This is a genomic window from Nitrospira sp. Vd2 (assembly GCF_979581665.1).
Genome location: NZ_CEFZSK010000041.1, coordinates 156,091 through 180,602 on the forward strand (window position 1 = coordinate 156,091; position 24,512 = coordinate 180,602).

The window sequence follows — 24,512 nt, forward strand, 5'->3', positions numbered from 1 at the left end:
GGAAATCGGGGCCCTGCTCTCGCGCACGCGCTAAGCGCGCCGACCGGTCGAGAGCGGCTTCGTCCGTCGGCCGCCGTATCCGGGGATCAACCGTTGCGCGAGCGCCTGGCGAAGGAGTTGAGCGACGTTCCGCACTTGAAGGCGGCGCATCATATTAAAACGGTGAACTTCCACCGTCCGCCGGCTCAGCCCGAGCCGATCGGCAATCTCCTGATTCGTTAATCCTTCGCTCACCAGCCTGATGATTTCCAGTTGCCGCGGCGTCAACGGCGTCGTGTGGCGAGACTGTGACGTTCCCGTATATCTCTCAGCGTGAGCCATGACGTTATACGTATCAAAAGGCCGCGGGCGCTCACAAGAGTATTCACACACCCTGCACGTCCGACGCCGCGGACAAGTGCGTAGCCGCGCCATGGACGTGGAATACCCTAGCCACCGGCGCAGGGACCCGATCAAAACCACCCGCTGTGGCGCGGTTGGAAGTTCGAGGAGCCGGTCCACGGCTGGCTCCACGGGCGGCCGCCGGGCCATGAATAAGGGCGGACCACCTCCCAGATGCGGACGTATCGAATGGCGATCACCGGGTAGATAGACCGCACGGACCCAATCTGATCTTCCCGAGAGCCGACCACCTCGCCGACGAGTGTCACGCGCGTCCCTTCAGGGAAGAGGGCGGGATCGACAAACCGCTTTTCGGTTGCCTCAAACCGGCCTTCGGATGCCGACAGTGGCGCACGAGGTAGATGAAAGTCGTCCAAGGGCAACTGCAGGATTTCCAACCGGCTTTCGTGCTCTCCGGGGAACACACTCAACACCTTTCCGCCCAACGCCACGACATGCCCGCGATATCGGTCGGGATCCTGCCGCAGCTCCGCAAAGGTGACCGTCTTATCGATTTGCGCATCCATGGCATCGGGAATCACGGCGCTGGCCGTGCAGCCGGTGGTGAGGATCAACATGATGAAGGGAAGCTTGCGCATCGAGCGACACGAATGCGGTCACGTGACGAGGTGACTCTAGCAGGGCGAAACGCGCGAAGACCATCGGCCCGGGTCCTACCCTGAATCCGGCAGTCGCGCTCATGCGGTCTTGCATCACCTCAGCACTATTGACGATGCAGGAGCAGCCGTTACACTTAGGCAACAATGCGACATGCTTTCGCGATGATCCGTCACACAGCGTTCTTTGGTCTTGTGTCTGTCCTCACCGCCTGCAGCCTGACCCGACATCAGGACGTCACGCAGGAGGTAGAACCCTCCCGACGTTCCACAGCTCGTTCGTTCTCCGCTGCTCGACCGGCATTGCTGCCCGCCATACATGTCGCCGGCTCGCTCAGCCCTGCGACGATCGATCACTTTCAGCGGATTGCCGTCGTGCCGTTCCGCGATGCGCCGCAGGCACCCACATCCGGCGTGACCGTCTCGGCTTTGGTGGCGGCGACATTGGGAAAGCACGGATTTACGGTCATCGATTCGAAGCAATTGGGGCGTGCCATGGAACAACAACCTACCCAGAGGGTCCGCATGGGCGATCAGTGGGCGCGGGACATCGGCCGGATCGTTGAGGCCGAGGCAGTCGCGACGGGCGAGGTGTCCTATTGGAGCGCGACCCGCCACACCGATGGTGACGGCCGGGTGATGCGCGACTCGCAGGTGGCATTGGCATGGCGACTGCTCGATGTCGCGACCGGTGAGGTCTTGTTTGCCGGCGAAGGCCATTTTGAAACGCCGGTGCATGAACCGCTTCAACGCGCGGCTCAGGCCATTGTCCGTGAACTGGTTTTTCGGCTTGCCGTGCAGGGCGGTCTGCAGGGCTCCAGCCATACGGGCGTGCGGTGGGTCATGGAAACCTCCGGAACGACGAGGCAAGCCGTAATCGGCGAAGTGGAACCCGATACGCCCGGCGCACGCGCCGGCGTACGTGTAGGCGACATTGTGCTGTCGTGTAACGGCTTAAGTAGCGATCAGTGGTACAGCCAGTGGCAAGCCATGCGGGCGTGCGAAGTCGAAAGCGGTCAGACACTGATTTTAACGGTTCGCCGCGGCAGCCAGCGGCTGACTTTTCAAATTCCCGCTACTGAACGCAGCTACCCGAGAGCGCGATGAAGTTCGTGCGCTATCATTACTCCTCGCCACCCTAAGATCGTTCTAATCCTCGTCTAATCCCGCGTTCAGAATCCAAACGTATAGTAAAGGACGATGCGGGTGCTCCGACTCCATATGCGGATGCGTGCATCCGGCACGCTCGCCTTTCGCTGTGCCCTCGAATACGGCTTGTCGACTTGTGATCGACGACAGATCGTCCTGGTGGAGTCGACCGATCTCCAAGTATTCAGACAGAAGATCGAAGCAGTTCAACGTGAGCTTGAGGAATTGGTGCGCGAAGCCGAGCTACGCTGGGCCCGACATGAGGCGGAGCTCTACGAAGTCACGCCCAAATCAACGCCCGTCAAGGAGCCCAGCTCTGGGTGAGAGTGAGACGATCAGAAGACGACCCGGCTCACGCATGACGCCGGCCTGTGCCGCTCCGTTAACGCCGATAGGCTGGAGATGTCCCGACCGTCACCAATTGCGACGGAGCATCCAGTCTTGTTCGGCCCGACGGATACAGCCGCTAGCAAGGAGTTGATGGTTCAACGTCGGGATTCGATCGGTGCGGCTTCGCCACCGGGGATAAAGCATGCCGATCGCGAGTAGGACGAGGAAAAAGATAAAGACGACATCGTTCAGCGTGAACATGCGTGCCTCCCACATGTCTCGATGTGAATAGCCGCAGAGTAATCAGGCCAGCTGGCTTCGGCCATTCTCCTTAAGAAGGAGGCAATTTTTGTCCTGAAAGAAGTTTCCGTTTGACAGGAATCCGGGTATCGCCGTCAGAGAAGAGCTTACGAGCGTTTGTGAATACCAATGTTAAAGGGTGGGGCGTACAGTGTAGGCCGAGAACGGACAGCGAACGATCGACTCGTCAACGTAAACGGACTGGAGTTAAGGGGGCCATGGACAAAGAAGACGTGATCGAATCCTTCCTCACGGCCTGCGATCATATCCACGAGTGCATCAAACAAGGGCTGTCTATCACCGAAATTGAGAAACTTCGGCTTGAGACCTGCACGCTGAAGTTGCGGTCCATCCTGCTCTTCCTGGAACGTGGACAAGCCTAGGCGCGAACGGTCGATCTGCGATCCGTACGTGTGCGGCCGGCCGGGAACGAAGCAACCGGTCCCTTGGAACCCATCGTCGGGACAGATTGTGCGGCGGCCGCCGTTCTGTCCTCAGCCTCCGCGTCCTCTGAAAGTCTGTGGTGTTGCTGCATCAAGGCTTCAGCTTCCCAGCGCGTCATCTTTTCCTCCATGGTCATTTCTGACCCCGGCTGATTGATCGCCCCCGGAGTCTTGCTCGCTCAAACGACAGCGCTCGATATCGTGAGATAAGCAAATCCTTTGCCTGTCATGACGCGGCGGAGCCGACCAGCCTCCGATGGTGCTGAGCTACGTAAGGCGCCTCCCGATTCCGGTTCTCTGCTCAGCTGATGGTATTGGCTTGACGCCGGTACTACTGTTGATTTACGTAGGGGCTGACGTGTGGCCTTCGTGAGACGACCTGCAACAGTACGATCTCGTTCATGAGTACCATGCGCTCTGTGGTGCTGTTGATTGTCTTCATGTCGCTGACAATCGGACTGTCCGGCTGCTACAGCCCCCGTACCCCGCTCGGCCTCACATCGTTCGACCCCGGCGAAGAGCAGGTGGCCATTGCCCGGTACTACCAACAAGAGGCAGAGCGCTACCGGCGCCGGGCCGAAGAGGCGCTTAGTCAGGCGGCGGTGTACGAACGGCTGTTCGGCGCGGATTCCGATTGGGTCAAGGGCGCACGGTTGCTTGCGGATTCGTACTTCGTGACCGCGGAGCAGCACGATGACTTGGCCGAGCAGCATCTCAAGCGGGCGGATCGGGGACGCCGGACAGCGCCTGACTCCAGCTCGTAGCCCACGGGAGGCAAGGAGGGACCATGCGCGCGCGAATCAGCCTCGTGCTGTGTGTGTTGGTCATGTTTATCTCAGCCTGTGGCTCAACGGTCCAGCCGGGCCAGCGTGGCCTTCGGTGGTATCCGTTTACGCGCGGCTTGGATACTGAGCCGCTCACGAGCGGCTTTTACTGGCGGGCTCCGTGGAACGATATCTATACCTACGATGTGCGATGGCAGAGCTTCACGGAAAACGTCGACGCGCTCAGCGCCGATGACCTCCAAGTCCTCATCAAAGCCGTCATCATTTTGCGGCCCATCGCGGAAGAAATCCATTTCCTGGCGCAGGAAGTGGGGACCGATTTCTATGGGCGCGTCGTCAGGCCGGAATTTATGGCGGCGGTCCGGAGCGTCGTGTCGAATTATCCGATGGTGTCCGTGCCGGAAAAGAGCGTCGAGATCGCCAGCAAGGTACAGGCCGTCGTCGTCGAAAAATTAAAGGGCCGCCACCTCGACATACAGAGCGTCGCATTGGCTGACGTTGATTTTCCGGCCGTCGTGCTGCGCGCTATCGAGGAAAAACAGGCCAAGGAGCAACAGAAGGAGCAGAAGGAGTTCGAGTTGATCATTGCGGAAAAAGACGCCGAGATTGCGAGGCGGCGCGCGCGGGGTGAAGGTGACGCCGTCCGGATTCGGTCGGAAGGAGAGGCGCAGGGACTTCAGATTCGCGCGGCCGGGCAAGCGAAGGCGCAAGAGGCGATCGCCAAGACGCTGACCCCCGAATATCTGCGCTTCAAACTCTATGACAGCCCGAATGCCAAACTCATTCTGCTGCCCGAGAACCTCAACACGCCGCTGCTGGTCACGCCGGGGACCGAGACGCCGCGGCCCGTCACTCCGCTCGAACGAGAAGGCCGGTCCTTTTCACGCCCAGAGCACGAATTAAATCTTCAATCGTTGGAGCCACCGGAGAAGTAGACCGATAACCGAACGCGAAGAGTTCGAGAAGACTCACGCGAACAGGATCAGGTGAGCGTCACCGCGCGGTGCCGGGTGGCAATGCCGGCCGTTCACGGTCTCGATGGTTAAGCGCCGATACGGGTTTCTCGGGTACCGTCGACGATGCCCGGTTCCAGCACATCGCGTCCGTTCGTGAGCGCGATAATCGCGTCATAGAGAGAGCGGGCGCGACGTGTCCACCGCGGGTTTGGGGAATCGCCGTGAAACGCAGCTTCCGCTGCACGCTCTTCCTCGGTCGTGAGTAAGGTATCCCAGGGCATTTTCCACCTCGGCTTAGTGTAGTCCGACTGCATGCCAAGGGGAAAGTCGCGCCTCTCCCTAAACACGAAGCGGTAAGCGCTTCCGGAAGTTACCGTCCGCCGATGGAGGCGGCGAGGTGATCGACGCCTTCGGCGACCTGCTTGAGTCCCGAGCTCATCAATCGAAACGCCCGCATCAGTTCCGACCGCCGGGTCAACGGTTCGACGGCACGTTCATTGTTGTCCCCCGTGGTGCGAGCCATGCGTTGGTGGCCGTTGGCTTGCGGCTGCCGCTTCTTCGCGGCGACCATCGGACGAGCTTTGCGGCCCTGCAGCCGCTCAGCCCACGCTGGAGGGATGCGGCCCTTGCTGAGCGCGATCGAGATCGCTGGGCTGGTAATGCCGAGCGCGCGTGCAAGATCGGCTTTGGTCTCGGCACCGGCTAGTTCCATCAATCGTGCGACTTGTTTCTGTGCAGCGGATTTCGGCATGACGTCTCCTTATTGGTGCATTGCAATCAATCCCTTCCCCGGCGCCATGCCGGGTCGGAAGCATTCTAGCACGAGGCAAATAGGAAACGTCACATAATTTAATGTTAAAGTAGGTCAGGTTAAGTGGCTCCTCTTTCTACGTGAATAGACTGCGGTAACGGCTCTGGTCTTCTCCGTACAGTCAGCAGAGGGGGAGGCGGGCGAGTAATCGCAATCCTGTCGTGACGGCTCAGCGGCCTTTACTCTTTCTCCACCGTAGTATGCCGAGGCCGGCCAGGCCGGACGCGAGGAGCATGATCGTCGAAGGTTCCGGAACCGGGGTGATATACGGGTAGGCATCGATGGGCGTGGGGGAAGCATATGTGGTCGAGGCTCCGGTTGGATGAGGCGCTGTCCCGCCCCCACCCCCGCCGCCATGGTGCCGACCGAACGACATCGCCAATCCCTGTTCGGCCCCGGCGGCAATGATCACCAGCCCAAGCAGGACGGCTCCCAGTTTGCCGACTCGATGATTCATCTTCACTCCTTTCGCCGTACAGTCGTCAACCCGTGGCTCACGATAAATGACGCGCCGGCAGGAAACAATTGGACCTTGGTCGTCATCCCTTCGTCGCGTTCGCTCGACTGTGTTCCTCTTCATTCAACTGTATGCGAATGGGTGTAAGACACTAAAGAATGACAGCACCGCAGTGGTGGTTTACCAGTCGGCAGGCAGGCGACGCCGTTGGTGGAGTTCTCCAATATGGATGATGAGTGAGGCGCAAAGAAACGGGTCTTGTGCAGAAACTGGTACTTCTTCTCGGCGCCGTCGGCGTGTCGGTGTGACATTCGTACCCCCCTTCAGCATGTGCTACGTCGAAGGAGACCTAGGGTGTGGGATGTCGCTCGATCGGCATTGGGCCTCCTACAATTTGCCGGCCTTGCTCGACGAGCATGGATGCGATGTCGCGAAAGCGCTGGTGGGCTCTGAATGCACGTGCGTCCTGGTGCTCGAGGCGACCCTCCGCCTCGTCGACAGCCCGCCGGCGCGTTCCCTGGTCGTCCTCGGCTTCCCTGATGTCGCGCGTGCCGGTGATCACGTCTTGGAGATCATGGCATTTCAGCCGATCGGTCTCGAGGGGATGGACCGCGTGCTCGTCGAGGCGATCACGAAGATGAAGGGCGCGGTCCCGGGGACGAGGAAGCTGCCGGAGGGCGGCGGGTGGCCGCTCGTGGAATTCGGCGGGGAGGTGCAGAAAGAGGCCGATCACCGCGCTCGGCGCATGATCGCGGCGTTGGCGAAACACGGGGATTGGCCGCAGGCGGCGATCTTCAATGATCCCCATGAGTAAGACAGTGTCTGGGCGGTGCGCAAGTTTGGATTTGCCGCTGCGAACGTGCCGGGTGAAAAAATCGACTGGACCGGTTGGGAGGATTCCGCGGTGCCGCCCGAGAAGGTGGGAGCGTACCTACGCGACCTGTGGCGCCTGTTCGACAAGTATGGCTATCAGTGCACGCTCTTCGGTCATTTCGGGCAGGGCTGTATCCATACGCGCATCGATTACGACCTCACGACTGGGGATGGGCTGCGCGCGCTCCGCGCGTTCCATGAAGAGGCGGCCGACATCGTGCTCGCCTATGGCGGTTCGCTCTCCGGTGAGCACGGAGACGGGCAATCGGTCGCCGAGTTCCTGCCAAAGATGTTCGGGCATGAACTGGTCCACGCGTTCGAGGAATTCAAGACGATCTGGGACCCGCGCTGGCGCATGAATCCCGGAAAGGTCGTGCGGCCGTATCGGGTCGACCAAAACTTGCGGTTGGGAACGGACTACGATCCGCCGGTTCTTCACACGCATTTTCGCTTCCCGCACGACGAGTACAGCTTCTCGCGCGCCACGCTTCGGTGCATCGGCATCGGCGAATGCCGCCGGGAGCACAAGGGGACGATGTGCCCAAGCTACCGGGTCACGCGCGAAGAGATGCACTCGACGCGCGGCCGCGCGCGGCTGCTGTTCGAGATGCTCGAAGGCGATCCGGTGAACGGGGGGTGGCGCGACGATCACGTCCATGAAGCGCTCGATCTCTGCCTCGCCTGCAAGGGCTGCAAGGGCGATTGTCCGGTCGGCGTCGATATGGCGACGTACAAGGCCGAGTTCCTCTCCCACTACTATGCGGGGCGCCTGCGGCCGCCGGCCGCCTATTCGATGGGCCTGATCCATATGTGGGCGCGGCTCGCGTCGCTCGTCCCCGACCTTGCCAACTTTCTGACTCAGACCCCGGGACTCAGCGGGGTGATGAAGGCGGTCGCCGGCATCTCGCCCCATCGCACGTTTCCGCCGTTCGCCCGCACGAGCTTCGTGGAATGGTTCCGCCGACGAGGCCGCCCGAGCCGACCCGGCCCACACCGGGTGATCCTCTGGCCTGACACGTTCAACAATTATTTTAATCCTCGGACGGCGAAGGCGGCGGTCGAGGTCCTGGAATCGCTGGGCTGCGAGGTCCTCGTACCAACCGAGCCGTTGTGTTGCGGCAGGCCGCTCTACGACTTCGGCATGTTGGACCACGCGCGCTCCTTGCTGCGGCGGATTCTCACCTCACTCAGGAGCGAGATCGAGGCCGGGACGCCGATCGTCGGGCTTGAGCGAAGTTGCACGGCCGTGTTTCGCGATGAACTGACAAATCTGTTTCCCCATGACCAGACGGCTGTGCGGCTGTCGCGCCAGACCTTCACGCTCGCCGAATATCTGGAACGCGAGCGGCCGCGTGCGCTGCTGCCCCCGCTCCATCGCCGGGCGCTCGTGCATGGGCACTGTCACCACAAGGCCGTCATGAAGCTGCACGCGGAGCCGCGGGTGCTCGACAAGCTCGGCTTGGATTTCACGATTCTGGATTCCGGCTGTTGCGGCATGGCGGGCTCGTTCGGCTTCAAGCGCGAGCACTACGAGACGTCGCTGAAGGTCGGCGAGTTGGTGCTGCTGCCCGCCGTGCGAGCCGCTTCACCGGACACGCTCATCATCGCCGATGGGTTTAGCTGTCGCGAGCAGATCCGACAAACGACGGACCGCCAAGCCCTCCATCTGGCCGAAGTCCTTCATCTCGCGATGCAGGAAGCGATCGCACGCGGCCGAGGGCTCAGCGAGCGGAATGGGCACGGCAAGTTTCCCGAACGACAGTATGCGTGAGCCAACCGAATAGGAGGCGACGGCACGCCCTGGCAGCTCCTTGTCATCTCCGGCCTGGCCGCTGCCGCAATCGGGGGAATCATGCTCGCGGCCCGGCGGCGCAGTGGCTAAGGTCGAACACTATCCGAATGAGTTCTTGCCGGATAGTTCTTGGCGCCGTCTCCTCCTGCTCGGGAGGGGAGAGCAGTCAGCGACGATCGGCGGCCGAGCAGAGTCGACAACCGGCCAACGGCCAGGTTCATTACCTGAACCAGGCGGCGGGCAATTCGCTCGCTCGTTCGCTTGAGGTCCTCCGGCGACGGCACCTCTCCTTGAGCGCTCTTGATTCGCCAGCGAATCTCACTCGACGCCTCCGCTGCCGGAATGCGCTCCTCGTTCTGGAAATGAGCACGTCCGCCTGCCCGGTGAAAATGACGGATCAAGACTTCATCACCGATATCATCGTAATAGTAGCGACTCACGTGAACCATCGCCCGCTCATCTGGCGAGGGATGGTCGAGCGGCGCGGTCGTCTCATGAAGGAAATACGTCGCCATGGCTAAATCGAGGCGACCTTGTCGTAGAACTGATGGTCTTCGCGATATCCGCCGTGCCCCTCGCCGACGTGGGCTAGTTCCTCCACAAAGTAAATGGCGGTGAGATACTTGACCATCTTGTAGCCCAACTTGGTTTCCATGCGAAGCCGACACGGAGCGCCGTGCTGGAGCGGCAACGGCTCCCAGTTCATCTCGTAGGCCAGCAGCGTCTGCGGGTCTTGCACCTCCTCCAGCGTCAAGACCTCGTAATACGATTCTGGCTCGTATTCCGCCTGCATGAAGGCGTGAAAGGCCACGTAGCGGGCGCGCAACAACGGCCGGCACAGGTCGATGACGTCGATCATCCTGGCGCCCGCCCACTGTGCGACGGCGGACCAGCCTTGGATGCAGTTGTGTTTCGCGATGTGTTCATATCGAGGCAGCGCACGCAGATCGTCGAGCGACAGTTCGAGCGGCCGCTCGACCAACCCGTCGACATGGAGCCGCCAGCCCGCAAACCCTTCCTTGGCGAGCTTGTGATATTCCTCACTTGTCGGCGGGTATCCGTTGACCCGGTGGTAGGGCGAGATCTCGGCCTTCGTATAATGTTGGCGCGACTGGAGCCGGCCGAACACGAAGCGGATGAGCGGCTCGAAGATCGCGGTGGAGATCAATTGGAACCGCCGCGGCTGCGTCAGCGTGAAGCGGGTGGCCAGAATGTGAAACCCGATGACAGCGAGGAGCACGGCCGACGCGATCGTCACGGCCAGCGGCGCCTGTTCCGTCCGAATGCCGAGCACCATCTCCGCAATGTCCTCGGGAAACCTCACCACTACGACCAGGGTGAGATGGATGATCGTGTACAGCAGGAGCGTGATGAGGCCGATGAAATGCAGGCTGCGAGCGGCTTGCCGGCCACCGAAGAGTTTCGGGTACCGGGGAAAGCGCGCAATGAAGGCCGGCGACATGCAGAGGCCGGTCGCGATCATGAGCGGTGCGACGAGGAACACGATGGCCGCATACGTGAGCTGCTGCAACGGTTCGTACGGCTGAAACTCGCTCGCGGGCGGGACGTGGAAGCTCGCGTAGGTCAGGAACGCTTCCCAGGCTTTCGGGATGATCGTCCAGCTGGTCGGGATCAGCCGCACCCATTCCCCGGTCGCAAAGAGGAGCGCGACATACGTCAGCCCGTTCACGATCCACAGTGGAATGATCAACAGATGCCAATTCCGACCGGCGCCGAGTCGGTGATGGCCGCCGGGCAACGCGATCAGCGAGCTCACTTCCTCCGCTTCGTCCATCGACGTCCACAGGCGGTCCTTGGGCATGACTTTCTTTCCGAACCGCATCCAATCCGTGCCCGGGGTCGTGCCGTCGTTCCAGTAGAGCTTCGGGTGATCGAAGAGAATTTGAATCCCGCTTCGAATCAGGACGAAAATGCAGAACAGATTGATCAGATGATTGATGCGCAGCCAGAGCGGAAAGCCCAGCGGTTCCATAGTGGTGCCCTTATGTCGTCAGCCTATCAATCCGAATCCACCTCATGCTGTCCATCGCAGTCCCACCCACGCGGTCATGCCTGCCGATAGCTCAGAGAGACGGCTTGGAGTGATCATGGCGGTATGGACCCGATCGTGCTGGCGGTCATCATTCTCGCCATCGTCGCGTGGCTAATCTCCGTGCTCGGCTATTTGGTGCTTCATTACAATCCGCGCCGCGATCCGATGCCTCGCTCGTCTTCTCAGCAACCGTAGCATGACTCACGCTCACAGCTCGCCCCGACGTGCTCGTGCGCAGATGCGGTCGGCCGTCCGCGCTGCGAGCGCCTGAATCGTCAGCGAGGGGTTCACGCCGGTGGATGTGGGAAACACCGACCCATCGCAAATGTACAAATTCGGGATATCGTGACCGCGGCAGTCGGCGCCCACGACGGACGTCGCCGGGTCCCCGCCCATTCGGCACGTTCCCATTAAATGCGCGGTTCGCGGAGCCGTCCAGGACTGCCGGCCGCCCGCGGCCTCGAGAATCTGCGTCATCGTGGTATGCGCATGCCGCATCACACGCGTGTCATTCTCATGGTACGAGAAGCGGACATAGGCGACCGGCAGACCGTAGGGGTCGCGCTCCGTCGAATGCAGGGTCACGGTATTGGAGGCCTGCGGCATGACTTCGCCGACCATCCCGAGCCCCGAATAGAAGTTGTAGTCGAGCATCTCGCGCCGGAGATCCAGGCCCCAGAGTTCGCGTCCCGCCATCAACCGCTCGGCAAACTCCACGGGATGCGGCCCGATGACTTCGATCACGTAGCCACAGATGAAGCCACTCCCCGGGATGGTCCGGTTGAAGTGCTCGCTGATCGCGCCGCCCGGCGGCGGCGCCTTGTACATGTTGATGCGATTCTCGAACTTCGCATACGCCTGATCGCTCGACTGCACCATGAAATATTTCCCGACGACGCCCGATGAATTGGCGAGCCCGTCCGGATAACGGGAGGTCGCCGAGTTGAGCAGCAGGCGAGGCGACTCGATCGCATAGCCGGCCACGACGACCTGCTTTGCGCGCTGCCGATGAAGGCCTTCGCGACCCTTCTTGAAGTACAGGACGCCGTCGACCAAGCCCCGGTGGTTGTGCGTGATCTGCGCTACCATCGAGTCGGGCCGGACTTCGGCGCCGGCGCTGATCGCACGAGGGATGTACGTCACGAGAATGGAGCTTTTCGCGTTCGTCGAGCAGCCGTAGTTGCAGAGGCCGCGGTAGACGCATGGCGGGCGGTCGGCATGCGGTGCGCTGAGCGTGGCGATTGGAGAGGGGGCGACCGGAATCCCAAGCCGCCGGCAGCCGCGGACGAGAATGTTCGCACAGGCGTTCAACTGATGCTCGCGTTGCGGGTAGCGACGTCGGCGACGGCCCCACGGATACAACGTCGGGCCGGCGATTTGAAGCGCCTCTTCGACCTCGTCGTAATAGGGTTCGAGATCGTCGAACGTGAGCGGCCAATCCACGAGATTGGCGCCCTCAACCGACCCGTCGAGCGAGCGGCGATAAAAATCTTCCGGATGGGCACGGATCGCCACCATCGAGTAATGGACCGTGCTTCCGCCGACGCCGCGGCCGGAATTGTTGGACCCCAATTCGACGGGATGCTGGCCGCCGACGATGCGCTCATCGGTCCAAAAGAGCTTGCCCGCGGCTACTTCATCCGAAACAAAATCGTGCATGGGGTCCCAATGCTCGCCGGCATCGAGCAGGACGACTGAGAAGCCCGCCTCGGCGAGCTTGGCGCCCAGCACCCCGCCGCCTGCGCCGGCCCCGACGATACAGAAATCCACCTCCTCGCGCGACCAGTCGCGCATCGGCACGCGGTCGCCATGAATGCCGGGCGCGGTCAGTACCCAGGGCGCGACTTCGGCCTCACCGTGCATCGGATGGCTCCTCGAATTCGGCATCCCAGGGATCGACCCCGCCGTCCCAGAAGCGGCTGTAGCCGCGCGGCGACGAGGGCCCGTGGTAGCCGATCTCATTCCAGGCCGCGGGGTGGGCATAGTAGGTTTTGATGACAGCGATGGTCAGCACTTTGCTGAAGAAGACATGCGCCGGAATCCTCTGCCAGGTTTTTCCCGGTGCCTCGTCGCGTTGGAGCTTTCGCAGCACGCTATCCTGCGCCTTGGCGTCCAGCGTGACGAAGGGCACCCCGAAGACGGCCTCCGCCGTTTCATCGATGCCCCGCAGCGCCGCGCGCCACAACTCGCGCTGAGGCGGCAATGTGTCGCGGCGGTAGCCGTCCCGCTTGTCGTCGTACAATTTCTCATCGATCCACGGCACGATCGGAATCCGCTGCGCAGGCGGCCGATCCGGTTGCGGCAGAATGCGATCGACCACCGCCTCCATCGTGCGCGCTTCGTGTTCGGTAAAGAAACGGACCGCCGGGACGTTCTCGATCCGGTCCCGGATGACGACGCGAGTCTGGTCGTCCCAATCCGGTGTTGCCCACTTGTCCAAGACGTTGAAGTGCGGGTAGTGACTGCGGATCGATCCATCGTCCGGCTGCGGGGAGAGCTGAATTCGACGCGCGGTGCTCATCGGCGACTCACAACAAATAGACGACGATGAGGCCGATCCCCGCCAACGCGGCAAAGAGGCCGGGCGCACCTTGCGGCGGCCCTTGCATGAGGTTGAACAGCGGCACGTACAGGCCGCCCATTTGCCGATCGAGCCCACGCAGATGCATGCCGAAGCCGATGAACCCGATGATCAAGGTGACCCACAGCAGTCCCGCAAAGATGAGGAGACTGCTCCGCGAGGGTGCGACGGCCACCCAGACGCCGGCCAGGACGGTGGCCACCGGTACACTGAGCGGGGCGTACATCACCGGATTGTTGAAGGCGCCCCGGTAGTGAAGGATGGCGGCTTGCAGGATGCTACCCAGCAGGACCACGGTCACGAAGACGACCAACACGGAGGGGATTGGAAAGCCGAAGGCGGTCTGCTCGCCGGCCAGACCGGCCGCTGCGACGACGGCCAACACCCCCATGGCGGTCAATGCGAATGGCGCAAGGAGGGGCGCACCGTACATCAAATAGTGAAGGAGCCAGGAGAAGCCGCCCGGCTTCATGATGATGCCGTAATAGAGGTGATAGCCGAAGCCGATGAGCCCCGCGGCGGCCGCGATGCATCCCACGATCGACAGCGCCGCGATCACGGTCGTACTGCCAGGAAACGCAATGACTCCGAGCGCGGAGAAGATCAGCAGTGAACCGGTGAGGAGCGGCGCGTACTGCAGCCGATAGGAGAACCGGTGTCGATAGTGGCCGACGAGCGCGTCGAACGCGACGAACAGGGTCGTGAGCGCGACGATGAGGGCGAGCCATTGATAGGGGTTCAAGCCGAGAAAGGCGTGTGTCATCACATGGCGCGCCGGTCGCCCGGCAATCGGTACGGAAAGACGAGCGGCTGTCGCGTTCGTGGCTGGTGCCCCGGTAACTCGCGATAGCGAGTCTTGACCTCGGCGCCATATCGGTACACCAGTTCGCCACCCAGATAGCCCTGCAACGTCATGACGGCGGCTGTGGCGATGAGCGCCAGCAGATACGCGGACGACGGCTCCGCGCCGGCTTCCCAGAGCGCACCTCGCCACACCGTCAAGCAGATGATCAGCCCGAACAGCGCCGGCCCCAACGCCATGTGGGTGCGTAGAAACGATCGGGCCTCGCCTTCCTCCATCGGGATTCGTATGCGGGAGGCCGCGCCCGTCAGCAGTGTCGCCGGAGTCGTGAGACACGAGCCGAGCAGCGTCCACCAGCCGACCTGCGAGAGCGACGCGATGCCGAAGATCGCGAGCAAGAGATCGCAGACGAGCGCGGTCACGAACAGCGCAATGGTGAAGTGCACGACGATGGGATGCAGCGGCGCGGTGAGCCCGGTCAAGGCCACCGCGCGCTGCCACGTCATGATCGGGCCGCCTCGTTCCATGACCGTCAGACCACTTCTCGGACTTTGTCTTCGACGACCGTCTTGATGATCTCCCAACGGTCCTTCTGGCCGCGCGCCAAGGCTTCGGCAAAGTGCAGCGCTTGGCTGGTCGTAATCTTCCCCGGCATGGGCGGCTCGGTCGGATCCACGACCGCTTCCACGAGCGCCGGCCCCGGCTGCCGGAACGCTTCCGCGAGCACGCCGCGCACCTTCCTCGGGTCCTCGACGGTATACCCAGGCGCGCCGCACGCGCGCGCGTATGCGGCGAAATCAATCGGGTGCAGCTGCACCCCGAATTGCGGGTTGCCCTCGAACACGAGTTGCTCCCATTTGATCTGCCCGAGTACGTTGTTCTTGATCAGGATGACCTTGACCGGCATGTTGTATTTCACGAGGGTCGCCATCTCGGCCATCAGCATGCTGAACCCGCCGTCCCCGATGAAGCAGACCACCTGTCGGCCGGGGTATGCGGCCGAGGCGCCCACGCTGTAGGGCAACGCGTTCGCCATCGACGCAAGATTGCCGGAGCCGGAGAACATCATGTTGCCGCGCATCTTGATATGCCGCACCGCCCAGGTGGTGATCGTGCCGGTGTCGCAACAAATGATCGCGTCGTCAGCGAGAAACTCGTTGAGTTGATGCGCGATCACCTGCGGTTTCATCGGCATGTCCATCCGGCTGGCCCGCTCCTCCATCAGCCGATTCCACTGCTGCACGCTGTGTTGGATCGTCTCCAAGAAACGGCGGTCCTTCTTGGGCTGAACGAGCGGCAGCAATGCGCGCAGCACGTCCCAGCACTGCCCCACCAAGCCCACTTCAACGGGGTACCGCAGACCGATGCGCGCGGGATCGATGTCGATCTGAATGCCGCGCGCCTGGCCCGGCTTGGGATAGAACTCTTCGTACGGGAAGCTGCTCCCGGCGATGATCAGCGTATCGCAACCTTCCATTGCGTCCTGCGAAGGGGCGGTGCCGAGCAGACCGATCGGACCGGTGGTGTACGGACTATCGTCGGGCACCACCCCCTTGCCGAGATAGGGCTTGATGATCGGGGCGCCGACTTTTTCCGCGAGCTGGAGAATCTCATCCCGGGCGGTGAGGCAGCCGGCGCCCGCCAGGATCGCCACCTTGCTCCCCCCATTGATGATATCGGCCGCTTGCTGGAGCAAGGCCCGTGGCGGCAACGGCAGTGGATCGGTGTAGATGCCTCCGCTGTGATGCGGGATGTTCATCTTCGATCGCGCGCCGTTCTCTTTCCAATCCTGAATGTCCTTAGGGATCGTGATGTGTGCGGGCATCCGGCGCGAGATCGCCGTTTTGATCGCCTCGTCCATGACGTTGTACACGTGCGTCGGGCCCATGATCCGCTCGTTATACGCCGCCACGTCCATGAAGACCTTGTCCAAGTCCACGTCCTGCTGAAAATGCGTGCCGATCAAATCGTGAAAGGTATGTCCGGTGATCGCGAGCACCGGCTGACCGTCGAGTTTGGCGTCGTACAGGCCGTTCAAAAGATGGATGCCACCGGGGCCTGATGTGGCAAGGCACACGCCGAGGCGCCGCTTGAATTTGGCGTACCCGCATGCGGCGAAGGCTGCCGCTTCCTCGTGCCGGACTTGAATGAATTTGATCCGGTCCTCATTGATTCGGAGCGCTTCAAACAACCCGTTGATGCCATCCCCCGGGAGCCCGAAGATCGTGTCCACGCCCCAATCGATCAGCCGCTCGACGACCATGTCTGCGACGGTTTTGGCCATTGCGATCCCTCTCTGTTCCTTGGAAGTGCGTCTCGACGAAGCTAGTATGCCGAGCGTCGGCGAAGGAAGGTATCGGCACAGGTGAGAGTGATCGGTAGGTGTGGCAGGGGACGTAAACCCGGTCCATGTTTAACCTTCGATCAGGGCCAGTTGCGGTGCCTGTACGACGCGAGGGGACAAGGCTTTGCAAACGAGACCCGCCTGTGCCGCTTGTGCAATTCCGCACGCAACATTCCTATTCAAACTTGATTGCATGAAGAGTATGCCCGCAGCGAGCAGAAGTGTGACCGATCGCGCTCATCCATTTCATTTCTCACCCTCCGGCGTGCGTCTCACACGCTTCGAGCCGGCATGCGGCATTGACCAACGCCACGTGCGAGAGCGCTTGGGGAAGATTGCCCACGAGTCGGCGCGCGTGCACATCGAATTCCTCCGATAACAGTCCGACCTCGCTTTGCACGCCCGCGATCCGCTTGAACAGCTCCCACGCGTCTTTCCGGCGTCCCATCAAGGCGTAGTTTTCGGCGAGCCAGAACCCGCACGCCAAGAACGCGCCTTCACCGGGAGGGAGTGCATCCAATTCTTCGGTGTTCACATACCGCTGCACGAACCCTTCCTGCAGCAACGTGCGCTCGATGGCCGCCACCGTGCGATGCACGCGAGGGTCGGTCGGATCGATGAACCCGACCAGGGGCAGCCGGAGAAGACTCGCGTCCACCGTCTCGGCACCGTAATACTGAACGAAGCCACCGCCCGGCGTGCAGCCGCGCGTCTCGATATCCTGTCGAATGTGCCCGCGCGTACGCCGCCACTCCTCGACCGGTCCCTTCATCCCGTATCGCTCCACGGCCTTGATGCCACGATCGAACGCCACCCACGCCATCACCTTCGAATGCGTGAAGTGGCGCCGCGGCCCTCGTACTTCCCAGATCCCATGATCGGGTTCGTGCCATACATTGCCAAGATGCCCGAGCAGCCGACACTGAAGGTCCCACACGTCTGGCTCGATCGGGATTCCGTGTTGATGGGCGAGGTCGAGCATGTTCATGATCTCGCCGTAGACGTCCAGTTGCAGTTGCCGAGCCGCCCCATTCCCGATGCGAACAGGACGAGCACCGTGGTACCCCGGCAGCCAATCCGCTTCGTACTCCGGCGCATCATGCCCGGTGTCGAGTCTGTACAGGATCTGCAACCGCGTGGGATCACCGGCAACGGCTCGAAGCAGCCATGCTCGCCAGGCTCTGGCCTCGTCCGTCAAGCCGCCGTGCAGTAAGGCCGACAGGGTGAAGGTCGAATCCCGTAGCCAGCAGTATCGGTAGTCCCAATTCCGCATGCCGCCCAATTGTTCGGGCAACGACGTGGTGGCGGCCGCCAGAATGCCCCCGGTCTTCAGATTGGTCAGGGCCTTCAGCGTAATGAGGGATCGGCAGACTGCGTCACGGTGCCGCCCCTGATACCGACAGCTGCCAATCCAGTCCCGCCACCACTGCTCAGTGGCGGCCAGAGCTTGTTCAGCATCAGCGGGCGAAGGGGCGCGCTGATCGGCCTCTTGCCATGACAGGGACATGATCGCCTGCTCTCCGGCCGTGACCGTAAAACGTCCGACGAGTGCCTCATGTTCCCGTTTCACCGGGACTGAGGCCTGGAACCGCAGGACATGCGCTCCGGCAGAAATCTGCCAGCCTTCTCTGATCTCTGTCATCGCCGGTGCGATCGCGCCGTAATTGAAGCAGGCGCGTAACTCCATCGTCATTGAGACGGAACCGCTCAAGCCTTGGACGATACGAATGACCGTCGGACCGTCAGGGCCAATCGGCATCCATTCGACGACGCGGATGCGGCCTTCGGCGGTCGCCTGTTCACGTTCGAGGATGAGCGTGTCCGGGCGATACCCGTGTCGTGCCTCGAGCGTCAGTGAGGAAGGCGAGAGCAGCCATCGGCCGTGTGCCGGCGTCCCGAGAAGGGCGGCAAAACACGCCCCGGAGTCGAAACGTGGGAGGCACAGCCAATCCAATGAGCCGTGACGGGAGACGAGAGCGGCCGTCTGCATGTCACCGATGACGGCGTAGTCCTCCAAGCGGTCGGGCATACGCAGCAGTTCGACTCCCGAACAGACGATCGCTAGGACTGAGCCGGCACACGCGCCCTCGGAGCGAGCCGGCGCTGGTCGGCTCGTCCACCGTTGACATCCGGGCCGCGTCGTCGGTCACGGGCCGTGAGCTTTCCCGCCATCAGGAGGGCGGCCGTGCCGAGGAGCCAGGCGGTCTCACGCCGGGAGGCCATCCGGTGAAAGGCACGTGGCCGAACATAGCCACGCTCCGGATATGGACCGCGTGCGCCGTGCGGACCTTCGCGCAACGCCATGAACAGCGCTTGTGCGAGATGCAGCGCGCGGCGGTCCGTGGTCTGCGCGATCTGCTCGCGGCAACTGAAGCCGTCGGCGAGGATCAACGTATCGGCCGGCGCTTTCCGGACGGCGGGCAGCAGCACCATCTCGCCGATCTTCAGCGAGACGTCGTAGTGATCGCCCGGCTTGAAGCCGAACGATCCGGACATGCCGCAGCATCCGGAGTCCAGGACGTCGGCGGCGAGGCCCATCCGTTTCAACACTGCCGTCTCCGCCCCGAATCCCATCACGGCCTTGTGATGACAGTGCCCATGCACGACTGCGTTGCGTCGGAGTCGTGGCAACGGCACGTGCGGAGCCTTGGATTCAAGAAATTCGCTGAGCGTCAGGACCTGGATGTTGAGGCGCTTCGCATCCTCGTTCGTCGGGTGCAGTTGAATCAGCTCATCCCGAAACGCGGCGACACAGCTCGGCTCCAGCCCGACGATCGGCGTGCCGGCTCTGATCTCATCCCGTAGAACTGTCAGGATTTGCTGCCACAACGACTCCGCGAGGTCCAGCATGCCGAAGTCGTAGAGCGGCCGCCCGCAGCACAGCGACGCCTTGGGCAGTGTCACGTGAAAGCCGAGCGCTTCCAAAACCTCCACGGCCGCCGCCGCAGTTTCCGGGAAAAAGTAATTGTTGAAGGTGTCGGGCCACAGCAGTACACGCGGCCCGTTCGTGTTTCGCGGCCGGCGACCGGCAAACCAATCTTTGAATGTGCGGGTCGCGAAGGGCGGCATGTGCCGGTGCACCGAGATGCCGCCGACGGTTTTGACGAGGTCGCGGATCCCAGGGGTCTGCGTGAGGAGATTCGCAAGCCCGGGCAGATGTGAGGCCAACCGCGCCCACCAATAGATGAGCCCCATTGAGTACGCCTCGCGGGGCCTGAGTCTTCCTTTATAGTGGTGGGACAAGAACTCGGCCTTGTACGTCGCCATATCGACGTTCATCGGGCATTCGTTCTTGCAGCCCTTGCACGCCAAGCAGAGATGCAAGGCCTCGGCGACCGCCGGCTCCCGCCATCCGCCGCGCAGCGGATCGCCTTCGAGCATTTCCCACAACAGACGCGCGCGGCCACGTGTCGAATGCATCTCCTCCCGAGTGGCGCGATAGCTGGGGCACATCGTCCCATGGTGGTCACGCCGGCATTCTCCGACCCCGACGCACCGCATGGTCGCGCGGGCCAGACTCCCATCGTCCTCAGGAAATTTAAAGTGTGTGCGAAGTTCTGGCGGTGCGTAATCCGGACCTTCGCGCAAGTTCTCATCAATGCGATACGGGTCGACGACCTTGTGCGGGTTCATCTTGCCGGCCGGATCCCAGATCGACTTGAACTCGCGAAAGGCGGCGATCAACTCAGGCCCGAACATTCTCGGGAGGAACTCGGCCCGTGCCTGACCGTCCCCATGTTCACCGGAAATCGAACCACCGAGCCCGACGACGAGATCGGTGGCTTCGCCGATGAAGGCGCGGTACTTGGCGATGCCGTCTCGAGTCTTGAAGTCGAAGTCGATGCGCGTGTGCAGGCAGCCTTGCCCAAAATGGCCGTAGAAGGCGCACCCGTAGCCGTACCGATTGAGCAGCGCACGCAGTTGCCGCAGATACTGCCCGAGCTTGTCCGGCGGCACCGCCGAATCCTCCCAGCCTTCCCACGTGTCGGGCTGCCCCGGGACTCGCGCCGTGGCGCCCAGGCCTGACTCGCGGATCTTCCACACATGCGCGGCATCGCGCGGGTCGTCGTACGATTTGATGTTCGGGGGATGGGCCCGTGCCTTTAGTGCGGCCACCAGCCGAGCGGCCTTCGCATTGGATTCGTCGACCGTCTCCCCGCCGAATTCCAAGATCAGCCAGCCGGCGCCGTCGGGCAGCAGTTGCAGACGTTCAGGGTGCAGGCCTTTGACCTTGATGGCCTCGACGAGCATCGCATCCATCCCTTCGAGACCCAGCGGTTGGTAGTCGAGCAGATTCGGCACGTCGTCGGCGGCTTCGTACATGTCGCGATACCCGAGGACGAGGACGGTGCGCGCGGGCGGGCTCTCGACGAGACGGACGGTCGCTTCCAACACCGTGACGCAGGTGCCTTCCGAGCCGACCAAGGCTTTCGCCACATCGAAGCCGTGCTCGGGCAGCAGGGCCGGGAGGTTGTAGCCGGACACCCGTCGAGGGATGTTGGGATAGCGGCTCCGAATCACGTCGGCATACCGGTCGCGCAGGTCGCGCAGACGTCGATAGAGGACGCCTCGCCGGCCGCCGGCCGAGATGATGCGGTCGAGCTCCTCTTCGGGCGTCCGCCCAACCGAGATGCGAAGGCTATCGTAGGTGAGGATCTCCAACTCCTCGATGTTGTCATCCGTCTTGCCGGCCATCAGCGAGTGCACGCCGCAGGAATTGTTTCCGATCATGCCGCCGAGCGTGCAGTGATTGTGCGTGGAAGGGTCCGGATCGAACGTCAAATGGTGGCGTTCGGCCGCGTTGCGCAGCGTGTCGAGTACGACGCCGGGCTGGACGCGCGCACGGCGCGTCGACGGATCGAGCCACAGGATGCGGTGCAGGTACTTCGACATGTCGAGCACGACCGCGACATTGCAAATTTGGCCGGCAAGGCTCGTGCCGCCGCCGCGCGAGAGCACCGGGGCACCATATCGGCGGCATGTCGCGATGGCTTGAATGACGTCGGTCGTCGTCCGGGGAATCACCACGCCGATCGGAACCTGACGGTAAATCGCTCCCGACGCGGCGTACAGGGCGCGACTGCCCGGGTCGAACCGTACCTCGCCTTCCAGCGACCGGCGTAGGTCGCGTTCAAGGCCGAGGAGATCCACTTCAGCGCCGATGGCTCGTCTCTGCCCCGAGGGTGTTCGAATGTTGGTAATCAGCGAGGATGCCACTCGTTCCTTTCCGCAGTTCACCGCACGCTAGCGCGTTGTATCGATGAAGCGCCATCGGGGGGAAGCGATCGAGGCTGTAGGGCGACATCAGTACCGTGAAATCGCACCAACCGCACGGCCACGTCGGCTCTCGGTCGGCTCGACGTGGACGTGGGCGAGAGTCGCGTGATATGTCGGAGCCCTGCCGATATGTGTGCTGGCCTCGGCTTTTCGTACAATGGTCAGCAGACAACCCGCGGTGTGTGATCGGTCGAAGATGAGGAGCAGACGATGATGAGTCGGCGCCACTTTTTGTTTTCGATGGCTCTGGTCCCTACGATGGCGTTGTCGCCTCCGCTCGCCATGGCCGGCGCGGCTCCTGGCTCACAACGCCACAGCGCCGGGGGTCGCCACCAATCATTCCTCTCCGACGCGCATCGTTACTTCATACGACGATCCTGAAAAACGATGTGCTGTTCGTCGTCTCCGACCGGGACGGTGGCATCCGGCCCGATGCCGAGGGGCGCGGCCTCTTCTATCATGACTGTCGGTTCTTGCGTCGCTACGAGCTCACGATCAATGGACAGCCGCTGCAACCGCTGATTTCCACCGCTCGAGGGTTTGAGGGCGTCGTCTATCTCACCAACCCGACGTTGCCGCAAGGCGATGCTTCGCAGGACTCATCACTCAAAGATCAGACGTTGCACGTGGCTTTGGCACGGTTCCTTGATGCCGAGGCCCTGGCACTCCACGACACGGTGACGATCACGAATTATGGAAAGAAGGCGGCCGACCTCCGTGTCGCATTCACGCTGGAGGCGGGCTTTGAGGACATCTATGCGTTGAAAGGCGTCGCGCCGAAGGAGTTGGGCACGCGCCTTCCCGTAGAACGGCTCGGCGACGGCCTGATTTGGATTTACAACGGCCAAGATGAGATTCGCCGCCGCGTGGCCGTCCACTTCGAGCCTCGACCTCATGTCATCGAGCATGAGAGAGCGGAGATTCGCGTCACGATTCCTCCTCATCGACACGCAGTCACATCGGTGACCGTCCGCTTGTCAGAGATACCGCGAGGCGCAGTCGTCAAGACCGAAGTCGGCCAAGACGATCGCGCCGAGGAGCGGCGGCGACGGTTGGAAGACGAGCGTCGCGTGTGGCTCGCCGGGCTCCCGCACGTGGTCTCCGACAACGCATCGGTGAACGAACTGCTCGCGAACTGCTTTCTCGATTGGCATACACTGCAGTGCCGGCTCAACGGACGCCGGTTTCTCGCGGCCGGTGCCCCGTGGTTCGTCGGCCTCTTCGGGCGTGATAGCCTGGTCGCAGCGCTTCAATGTCTTCCTTACGACCGAAGGCTCGCCGCCGATACGCTACGCCTGCTCGCGCTGTATCAAGGGCAACGCAACGAAGAGCGGAAAGACGAACAACCCGGGAAGATTCTGCACGAGCTGCGTCTCGGTGAGGCGGCTCATCTGCAGTTGGCCGGGCAGGCGCCTTACTATGGCACGGTGGATGCCACGCTCTGGTTTTTGATCCTGCTGGCCGAACATGCACGATGGGAAGGGACGCTGTCGCTCTTTCACGAGCTCCGCCCCCACGTGACACGAGCCGTGGAATGGATGGAGCAGGCGGACGCGCACGGGACGCGCTTCGTCAGTTACAGCAGTCGAAAAGACGAACCGTTGGACAACCACGGGTGGAAGGACTCGAGCAAGGCGATCGTCAATGCGGACGGCAGTCAAGCTGAACAGCCGATTGCACTCGTCGCGGCGCAAGGGTTCGCGTATATGGCTAGGCGGGGCATGGCCGAGTTGTATTGGCGCGCGGGCGACGAACAACAGGCGGCTGCCTTGATCGCCGAAGCACAACAGCTCCGCACGCGTTTCAATCAGCAGTTCTGGCTGCCAGATCGCCGGTTCTACGCGCTGGCCCTTCAAAAGGGCCAGGTGCCGGCCGCCGCCATCTCTTCCAACCCCGGGCAAGCACTGTGGACCGGGATCGTGCCGCACGAGCACGCCCAGGACGTCGTCAAGCGGCTGATGGACGGGGCGATGTTCTCAGGATGGGGCGTGCGGACGCTCTCGGCGGACGAGCCGGCCTATGACCCGATCAGCTATGAGCTCGGGAGCGTGTGGCCGTTCGACAATGCGTTCATCGCGCGGGCATTCAGGAAATATGGGTTCGATCGGGAAGCCGTAGCCATTGGTGACGGCCTCCTTCAGGCCGCCGATCATCTGCCGACGCGGCGGCTGCCCGAGCTCTTTTGCGGGTTCGGCCGAACCGAGATGCCGTATCCCGTTCCGCATCCGAAGGCCGATCATCCGCAAGCATGGTCCTCCGGCGCGATTCCCTATTTGGTCATCAGTCTGTTGGGCGTGGTGCCGGATGCGTTTGCCCGTCGTCTGCAACTCGTGCGTCCAGTCCTGCCCAGCGGAGTCACTCGTATGGACGTACGCGATCTTTCCGTTGGAGACGGACTCGTCAGCTTCGCGGTGACTCGTCGGGATGCGGAGCACGTCGACGTTGAAATCCTCAGCCGCGAAGGAGATATCGACGTGGTGCTGGATGAGGACACGAATCCGGATTCGTAAGGTTGGGCCGCTCGGTGCTTCCCGGGTATCCCGGCTGCTCACGCACCACAC

General features: G+C 62.3%; 23 protein-coding genes and 1 pseudogene. 9 read left to right on the forward strand and 15 right to left on the reverse strand.

The window, feature by feature from the left end; translation table 11 throughout:
- Window positions 1–30: 30 nt before the first annotated feature.
- Together AC1U7K_RS18415 and AC1U7K_RS18420 are read right to left on the reverse strand one after the other, a co-directional pair.
- A complete protein-coding gene (locus AC1U7K_RS18415) occupies window positions 31–321 on the reverse strand; it encodes a LuxR C-terminal-related transcriptional regulator (protein ID WP_480253299.1) in 291 nt (96 codons plus the stop codon).
- Window positions 322–452: 131 nt separating this feature from the next.
- Window positions 453–980 carry a Slp family lipoprotein gene (locus tag AC1U7K_RS18420; protein WP_480253300.1) on the reverse strand — a complete coding sequence of 176 codons (528 nt, stop codon included), beginning with the start codon at window positions 978–980 and terminating at the stop codon, window positions 453–455.
- 321 nt (window positions 981–1,301) lie between these two features.
- Here AC1U7K_RS18420 and AC1U7K_RS18425 point away from each other — a divergent pair, with 321 nt between their 5' ends.
- Both AC1U7K_RS18425 and AC1U7K_RS18430 read left to right on the forward strand, forming a co-directional pair.
- The gene (locus tag AC1U7K_RS18425) at window positions 1,302–2,105 is read left to right on the forward strand and encodes a PDZ domain-containing protein (RefSeq protein ID WP_480253301.1); all 804 of its coding nucleotides are present in this window, start codon (window positions 1,302–1,304) and stop codon (window positions 2,103–2,105) included.
- Window positions 2,106–2,204: 99 nt separating this feature from the next.
- Window positions 2,205–2,471, forward strand: a complete 267-nt coding sequence (locus AC1U7K_RS18430) for a hypothetical protein (protein WP_480253302.1) — start codon at window positions 2,205–2,207, stop codon at window positions 2,469–2,471.
- 90 nt (window positions 2,472–2,561) lie between these two features.
- Here AC1U7K_RS18430 and AC1U7K_RS18435 read toward each other — a convergent pair whose 3' ends face one another.
- The gene (locus AC1U7K_RS18435) at window positions 2,562–2,753 is read right to left on the reverse strand and encodes a hypothetical protein (protein ID WP_480253303.1); all 192 of its coding nucleotides are present in this window, start codon (window positions 2,751–2,753) and stop codon (window positions 2,562–2,564) included.
- Between the two features lie 242 nt (window positions 2,754–2,995).
- Here AC1U7K_RS18435 and AC1U7K_RS18440 point away from each other — a divergent pair, with 242 nt between their 5' ends.
- The 3 genes from AC1U7K_RS18440 to AC1U7K_RS18450 all read left to right on the forward strand — a co-directional run bounded on the left by AC1U7K_RS18440 (window position 2,996) and on the right by AC1U7K_RS18450 (window position 4,940).
- Window positions 2,996–3,160, forward strand: coding sequence for a hypothetical protein (locus AC1U7K_RS18440; RefSeq protein ID WP_480253304.1), 165 nt, complete (start codon window positions 2,996–2,998; stop codon window positions 3,158–3,160).
- A 461-nt stretch (window positions 3,161–3,621) separates the two neighbouring features.
- Complete coding sequence (locus AC1U7K_RS18445) at window positions 3,622–3,984, forward strand: hypothetical protein (RefSeq protein ID WP_480253305.1); 363 nt, start codon at window positions 3,622–3,624, stop codon at window positions 3,982–3,984.
- Window positions 3,985–4,007: 23 nt separating this feature from the next.
- A complete protein-coding gene (locus tag AC1U7K_RS18450; RefSeq protein WP_480253306.1) occupies window positions 4,008–4,940 on the forward strand; it encodes a prohibitin family protein in 933 nt (310 codons plus the stop codon).
- Window positions 4,941–5,047: 107 nt separating this feature from the next.
- Here AC1U7K_RS18450 and AC1U7K_RS18455 read toward each other — a convergent pair whose 3' ends face one another.
- The 3 genes from AC1U7K_RS18455 to AC1U7K_RS18465 all read right to left on the reverse strand — a co-directional run bounded on the left by AC1U7K_RS18455 (window position 5,048) and on the right by AC1U7K_RS18465 (window position 6,229).
- The gene (locus AC1U7K_RS18455) at window positions 5,048–5,242 is read right to left on the reverse strand and encodes a hypothetical protein (protein ID WP_480253307.1); all 195 of its coding nucleotides are present in this window, start codon (window positions 5,240–5,242) and stop codon (window positions 5,048–5,050) included.
- An 89-nt stretch (window positions 5,243–5,331) separates the two neighbouring features.
- The gene (locus tag AC1U7K_RS18460; protein ID WP_480253308.1) at window positions 5,332–5,712 is read right to left on the reverse strand and encodes a hypothetical protein; all 381 of its coding nucleotides are present in this window, start codon (window positions 5,710–5,712) and stop codon (window positions 5,332–5,334) included.
- 229 nt (window positions 5,713–5,941) lie between these two features.
- Complete coding sequence (locus AC1U7K_RS18465) at window positions 5,942–6,229, reverse strand: PEP-CTERM sorting domain-containing protein (RefSeq protein ID WP_480253309.1); 288 nt, start codon at window positions 6,227–6,229, stop codon at window positions 5,942–5,944.
- Window positions 6,230–6,590: 361 nt separating this feature from the next.
- Between AC1U7K_RS18465 and AC1U7K_RS18470 the strand changes: the two are divergent.
- Both AC1U7K_RS18470 and AC1U7K_RS18475 read left to right on the forward strand, forming a co-directional pair.
- Window positions 6,591–7,811: pseudogene (locus AC1U7K_RS18470) on the forward strand (FAD-binding and (Fe-S)-binding domain-containing protein); the annotation flags it as partial.
- 174 nt (window positions 7,812–7,985) lie between these two features.
- The gene (locus AC1U7K_RS18475) at window positions 7,986–8,873 is read left to right on the forward strand and encodes a (Fe-S)-binding protein (protein WP_480253329.1); all 888 of its coding nucleotides are present in this window, start codon (window positions 7,986–7,988) and stop codon (window positions 8,871–8,873) included.
- A 107-nt stretch (window positions 8,874–8,980) separates the two neighbouring features.
- Here the strand turns inward: AC1U7K_RS18475 and AC1U7K_RS18480 are convergent, their stop codons facing one another.
- Window positions 8,981–9,409, reverse strand: a complete 429-nt coding sequence (locus AC1U7K_RS18480; RefSeq protein ID WP_480253310.1) for a hypothetical protein — start codon at window positions 9,407–9,409, stop codon at window positions 8,981–8,983.
- Between the two features lie 2 nt (window positions 9,410–9,411).
- A complete protein-coding gene (locus AC1U7K_RS18485) occupies window positions 9,412–10,887 on the reverse strand; it encodes a molybdopterin-dependent oxidoreductase (protein WP_480253311.1) in 1,476 nt (491 codons plus the stop codon).
- A 123-nt stretch (window positions 10,888–11,010) separates the two neighbouring features.
- On the opposite strand from AC1U7K_RS18485, the gene AC1U7K_RS18490 reads away from it, so the two are divergent.
- Window positions 11,011–11,142 carry a hypothetical protein gene (locus AC1U7K_RS18490; RefSeq protein WP_480253312.1) on the forward strand — a complete coding sequence of 44 codons (132 nt, stop codon included), beginning with the start codon at window positions 11,011–11,013 and terminating at the stop codon, window positions 11,140–11,142.
- A gap of 12 nt (window positions 11,143–11,154) precedes the next feature.
- Here AC1U7K_RS18490 and AC1U7K_RS18495 read toward each other — a convergent pair whose 3' ends face one another.
- From AC1U7K_RS18495 to AC1U7K_RS18525, 7 genes are all read right to left on the reverse strand, one after another.
- Window positions 11,155–12,810 (reverse strand): GMC family oxidoreductase, encoded by a 1,656-nt coding sequence (locus AC1U7K_RS18495; RefSeq protein ID WP_480253313.1) that lies wholly within the window; start codon window positions 12,808–12,810, stop codon window positions 11,155–11,157.
- On the reverse strand, window positions 12,800–13,468 hold the full coding sequence (locus tag AC1U7K_RS18500; protein WP_480253314.1) for a gluconate 2-dehydrogenase subunit 3 family protein: 669 nt from the start codon (window positions 13,466–13,468) through the stop codon (window positions 12,800–12,802). The genes AC1U7K_RS18495 and AC1U7K_RS18500 overlap by 11 nt, the downstream gene beginning before the upstream one ends.
- Window positions 13,469–13,475: 7 nt before the next feature.
- Window positions 13,476–14,294: a hypothetical protein gene (locus AC1U7K_RS18505; RefSeq protein ID WP_480253315.1), complete on the reverse strand. Its 819-nt coding sequence runs from the start codon at window positions 14,292–14,294 to the stop codon at window positions 13,476–13,478.
- Window positions 14,291–14,836, reverse strand: coding sequence for a DUF2231 domain-containing protein (locus tag AC1U7K_RS18510; RefSeq protein WP_480253316.1), 546 nt, complete (start codon window positions 14,834–14,836; stop codon window positions 14,291–14,293). Before AC1U7K_RS18510 ends, AC1U7K_RS18505 begins: the two co-directional genes overlap by 4 nt.
- Before the next feature lie 26 nt (window positions 14,837–14,862).
- Window positions 14,863–16,614, reverse strand: coding sequence for a thiamine pyrophosphate-dependent enzyme (locus tag AC1U7K_RS18515; protein ID WP_480253317.1), 1,752 nt, complete (start codon window positions 16,612–16,614; stop codon window positions 14,863–14,865).
- A gap of 313 nt (window positions 16,615–16,927) precedes the next feature.
- The gene (locus tag AC1U7K_RS18520; RefSeq protein ID WP_480253318.1) at window positions 16,928–18,703 is read right to left on the reverse strand and encodes a glycoside hydrolase family 15 protein; all 1,776 of its coding nucleotides are present in this window, start codon (window positions 18,701–18,703) and stop codon (window positions 16,928–16,930) included.
- A 32-nt stretch (window positions 18,704–18,735) separates the two neighbouring features.
- Window positions 18,736–21,825 carry an FAD-binding and (Fe-S)-binding domain-containing protein gene (locus AC1U7K_RS18525; protein ID WP_480253330.1) on the reverse strand — a complete coding sequence of 1,030 codons (3,090 nt, stop codon included), beginning with the start codon at window positions 21,823–21,825 and terminating at the stop codon, window positions 18,736–18,738.
- Between the two features lie 515 nt (window positions 21,826–22,340).
- On the opposite strand from AC1U7K_RS18525, the gene AC1U7K_RS18530 reads away from it, so the two are divergent.
- A complete protein-coding gene (locus tag AC1U7K_RS18530; RefSeq protein WP_480253319.1) occupies window positions 22,341–24,461 on the forward strand; it encodes an amylo-alpha-1,6-glucosidase in 2,121 nt (706 codons plus the stop codon).
- Window positions 24,462–24,512: the final 51 nt, after the last annotated feature.

What these genes read in the sequence shown, in the direction of transcription:
- AC1U7K_RS18415 (WP_480253299.1), bottom strand. Translation starts at nt 321, where the DNA reads ATGGCTCACGCTGAGAGATATACGGGAACGTCACAGTCTCGCCACACG.
- AC1U7K_RS18420 (WP_480253300.1), bottom strand. Translation starts at nt 980, where the DNA reads ATGCGCAAGCTTCCCTTCATCATGTTGATCCTCACCACCGGCTGCACG.
- AC1U7K_RS18435 (WP_480253303.1), bottom strand. Translation starts at nt 2,753, where the DNA reads ATGTGGGAGGCACGCATGTTCACGCTGAACGATGTCGTCTTTATCTTT.
- AC1U7K_RS18440 (WP_480253304.1), top strand. Translation starts at nt 2,996, where the DNA reads ATGGACAAAGAAGACGTGATCGAATCCTTCCTCACGGCCTGCGATCAT.
- AC1U7K_RS18445 (WP_480253305.1), top strand. Translation starts at nt 3,622, where the DNA reads ATGAGTACCATGCGCTCTGTGGTGCTGTTGATTGTCTTCATGTCGCTG.
- AC1U7K_RS18450 (WP_480253306.1), top strand. Translation starts at nt 4,008, where the DNA reads ATGCGCGCGCGAATCAGCCTCGTGCTGTGTGTGTTGGTCATGTTTATC.
- AC1U7K_RS18455 (WP_480253307.1), bottom strand. Translation starts at nt 5,242, where the DNA reads ATGCCCTGGGATACCTTACTCACGACCGAGGAAGAGCGTGCAGCGGAA.
- AC1U7K_RS18460 (WP_480253308.1), bottom strand. Translation starts at nt 5,712, where the DNA reads ATGCCGAAATCCGCTGCACAGAAACAAGTCGCACGATTGATGGAACTA.
- AC1U7K_RS18465 (WP_480253309.1), bottom strand. Translation starts at nt 6,229, where the DNA reads ATGAATCATCGAGTCGGCAAACTGGGAGCCGTCCTGCTTGGGCTGGTG.
- AC1U7K_RS18475 (WP_480253329.1), top strand. Translation starts at nt 7,986, where the DNA reads ATGAAGGCGGTCGCCGGCATCTCGCCCCATCGCACGTTTCCGCCGTTC.
- AC1U7K_RS18480 (WP_480253310.1), bottom strand. Translation starts at nt 9,409, where the DNA reads ATGGCGACGTATTTCCTTCATGAGACGACCGCGCCGCTCGACCATCCC.
- AC1U7K_RS18485 (WP_480253311.1), bottom strand. Translation starts at nt 10,887, where the DNA reads ATGGAACCGCTGGGCTTTCCGCTCTGGCTGCGCATCAATCATCTGATC.
- AC1U7K_RS18490 (WP_480253312.1), top strand. Translation starts at nt 11,011, where the DNA reads ATGGACCCGATCGTGCTGGCGGTCATCATTCTCGCCATCGTCGCGTGG.
- AC1U7K_RS18495 (WP_480253313.1), bottom strand. Translation starts at nt 12,810, where the DNA reads ATGCACGGTGAGGCCGAAGTCGCGCCCTGGGTACTGACCGCGCCCGGC.
- AC1U7K_RS18500 (WP_480253314.1), bottom strand. Translation starts at nt 13,468, where the DNA reads ATGAGCACCGCGCGTCGAATTCAGCTCTCCCCGCAGCCGGACGATGGA.
- AC1U7K_RS18510 (WP_480253316.1), bottom strand. Translation starts at nt 14,836, where the DNA reads ATGACGTGGCAGCGCGCGGTGGCCTTGACCGGGCTCACCGCGCCGCTG.
- AC1U7K_RS18515 (WP_480253317.1), bottom strand. Translation starts at nt 16,614, where the DNA reads ATGGCCAAAACCGTCGCAGACATGGTCGTCGAGCGGCTGATCGATTGG.
- AC1U7K_RS18520 (WP_480253318.1), bottom strand. Translation starts at nt 18,703, where the DNA reads ATGCCCGACCGCTTGGAGGACTACGCCGTCATCGGTGACATGCAGACG.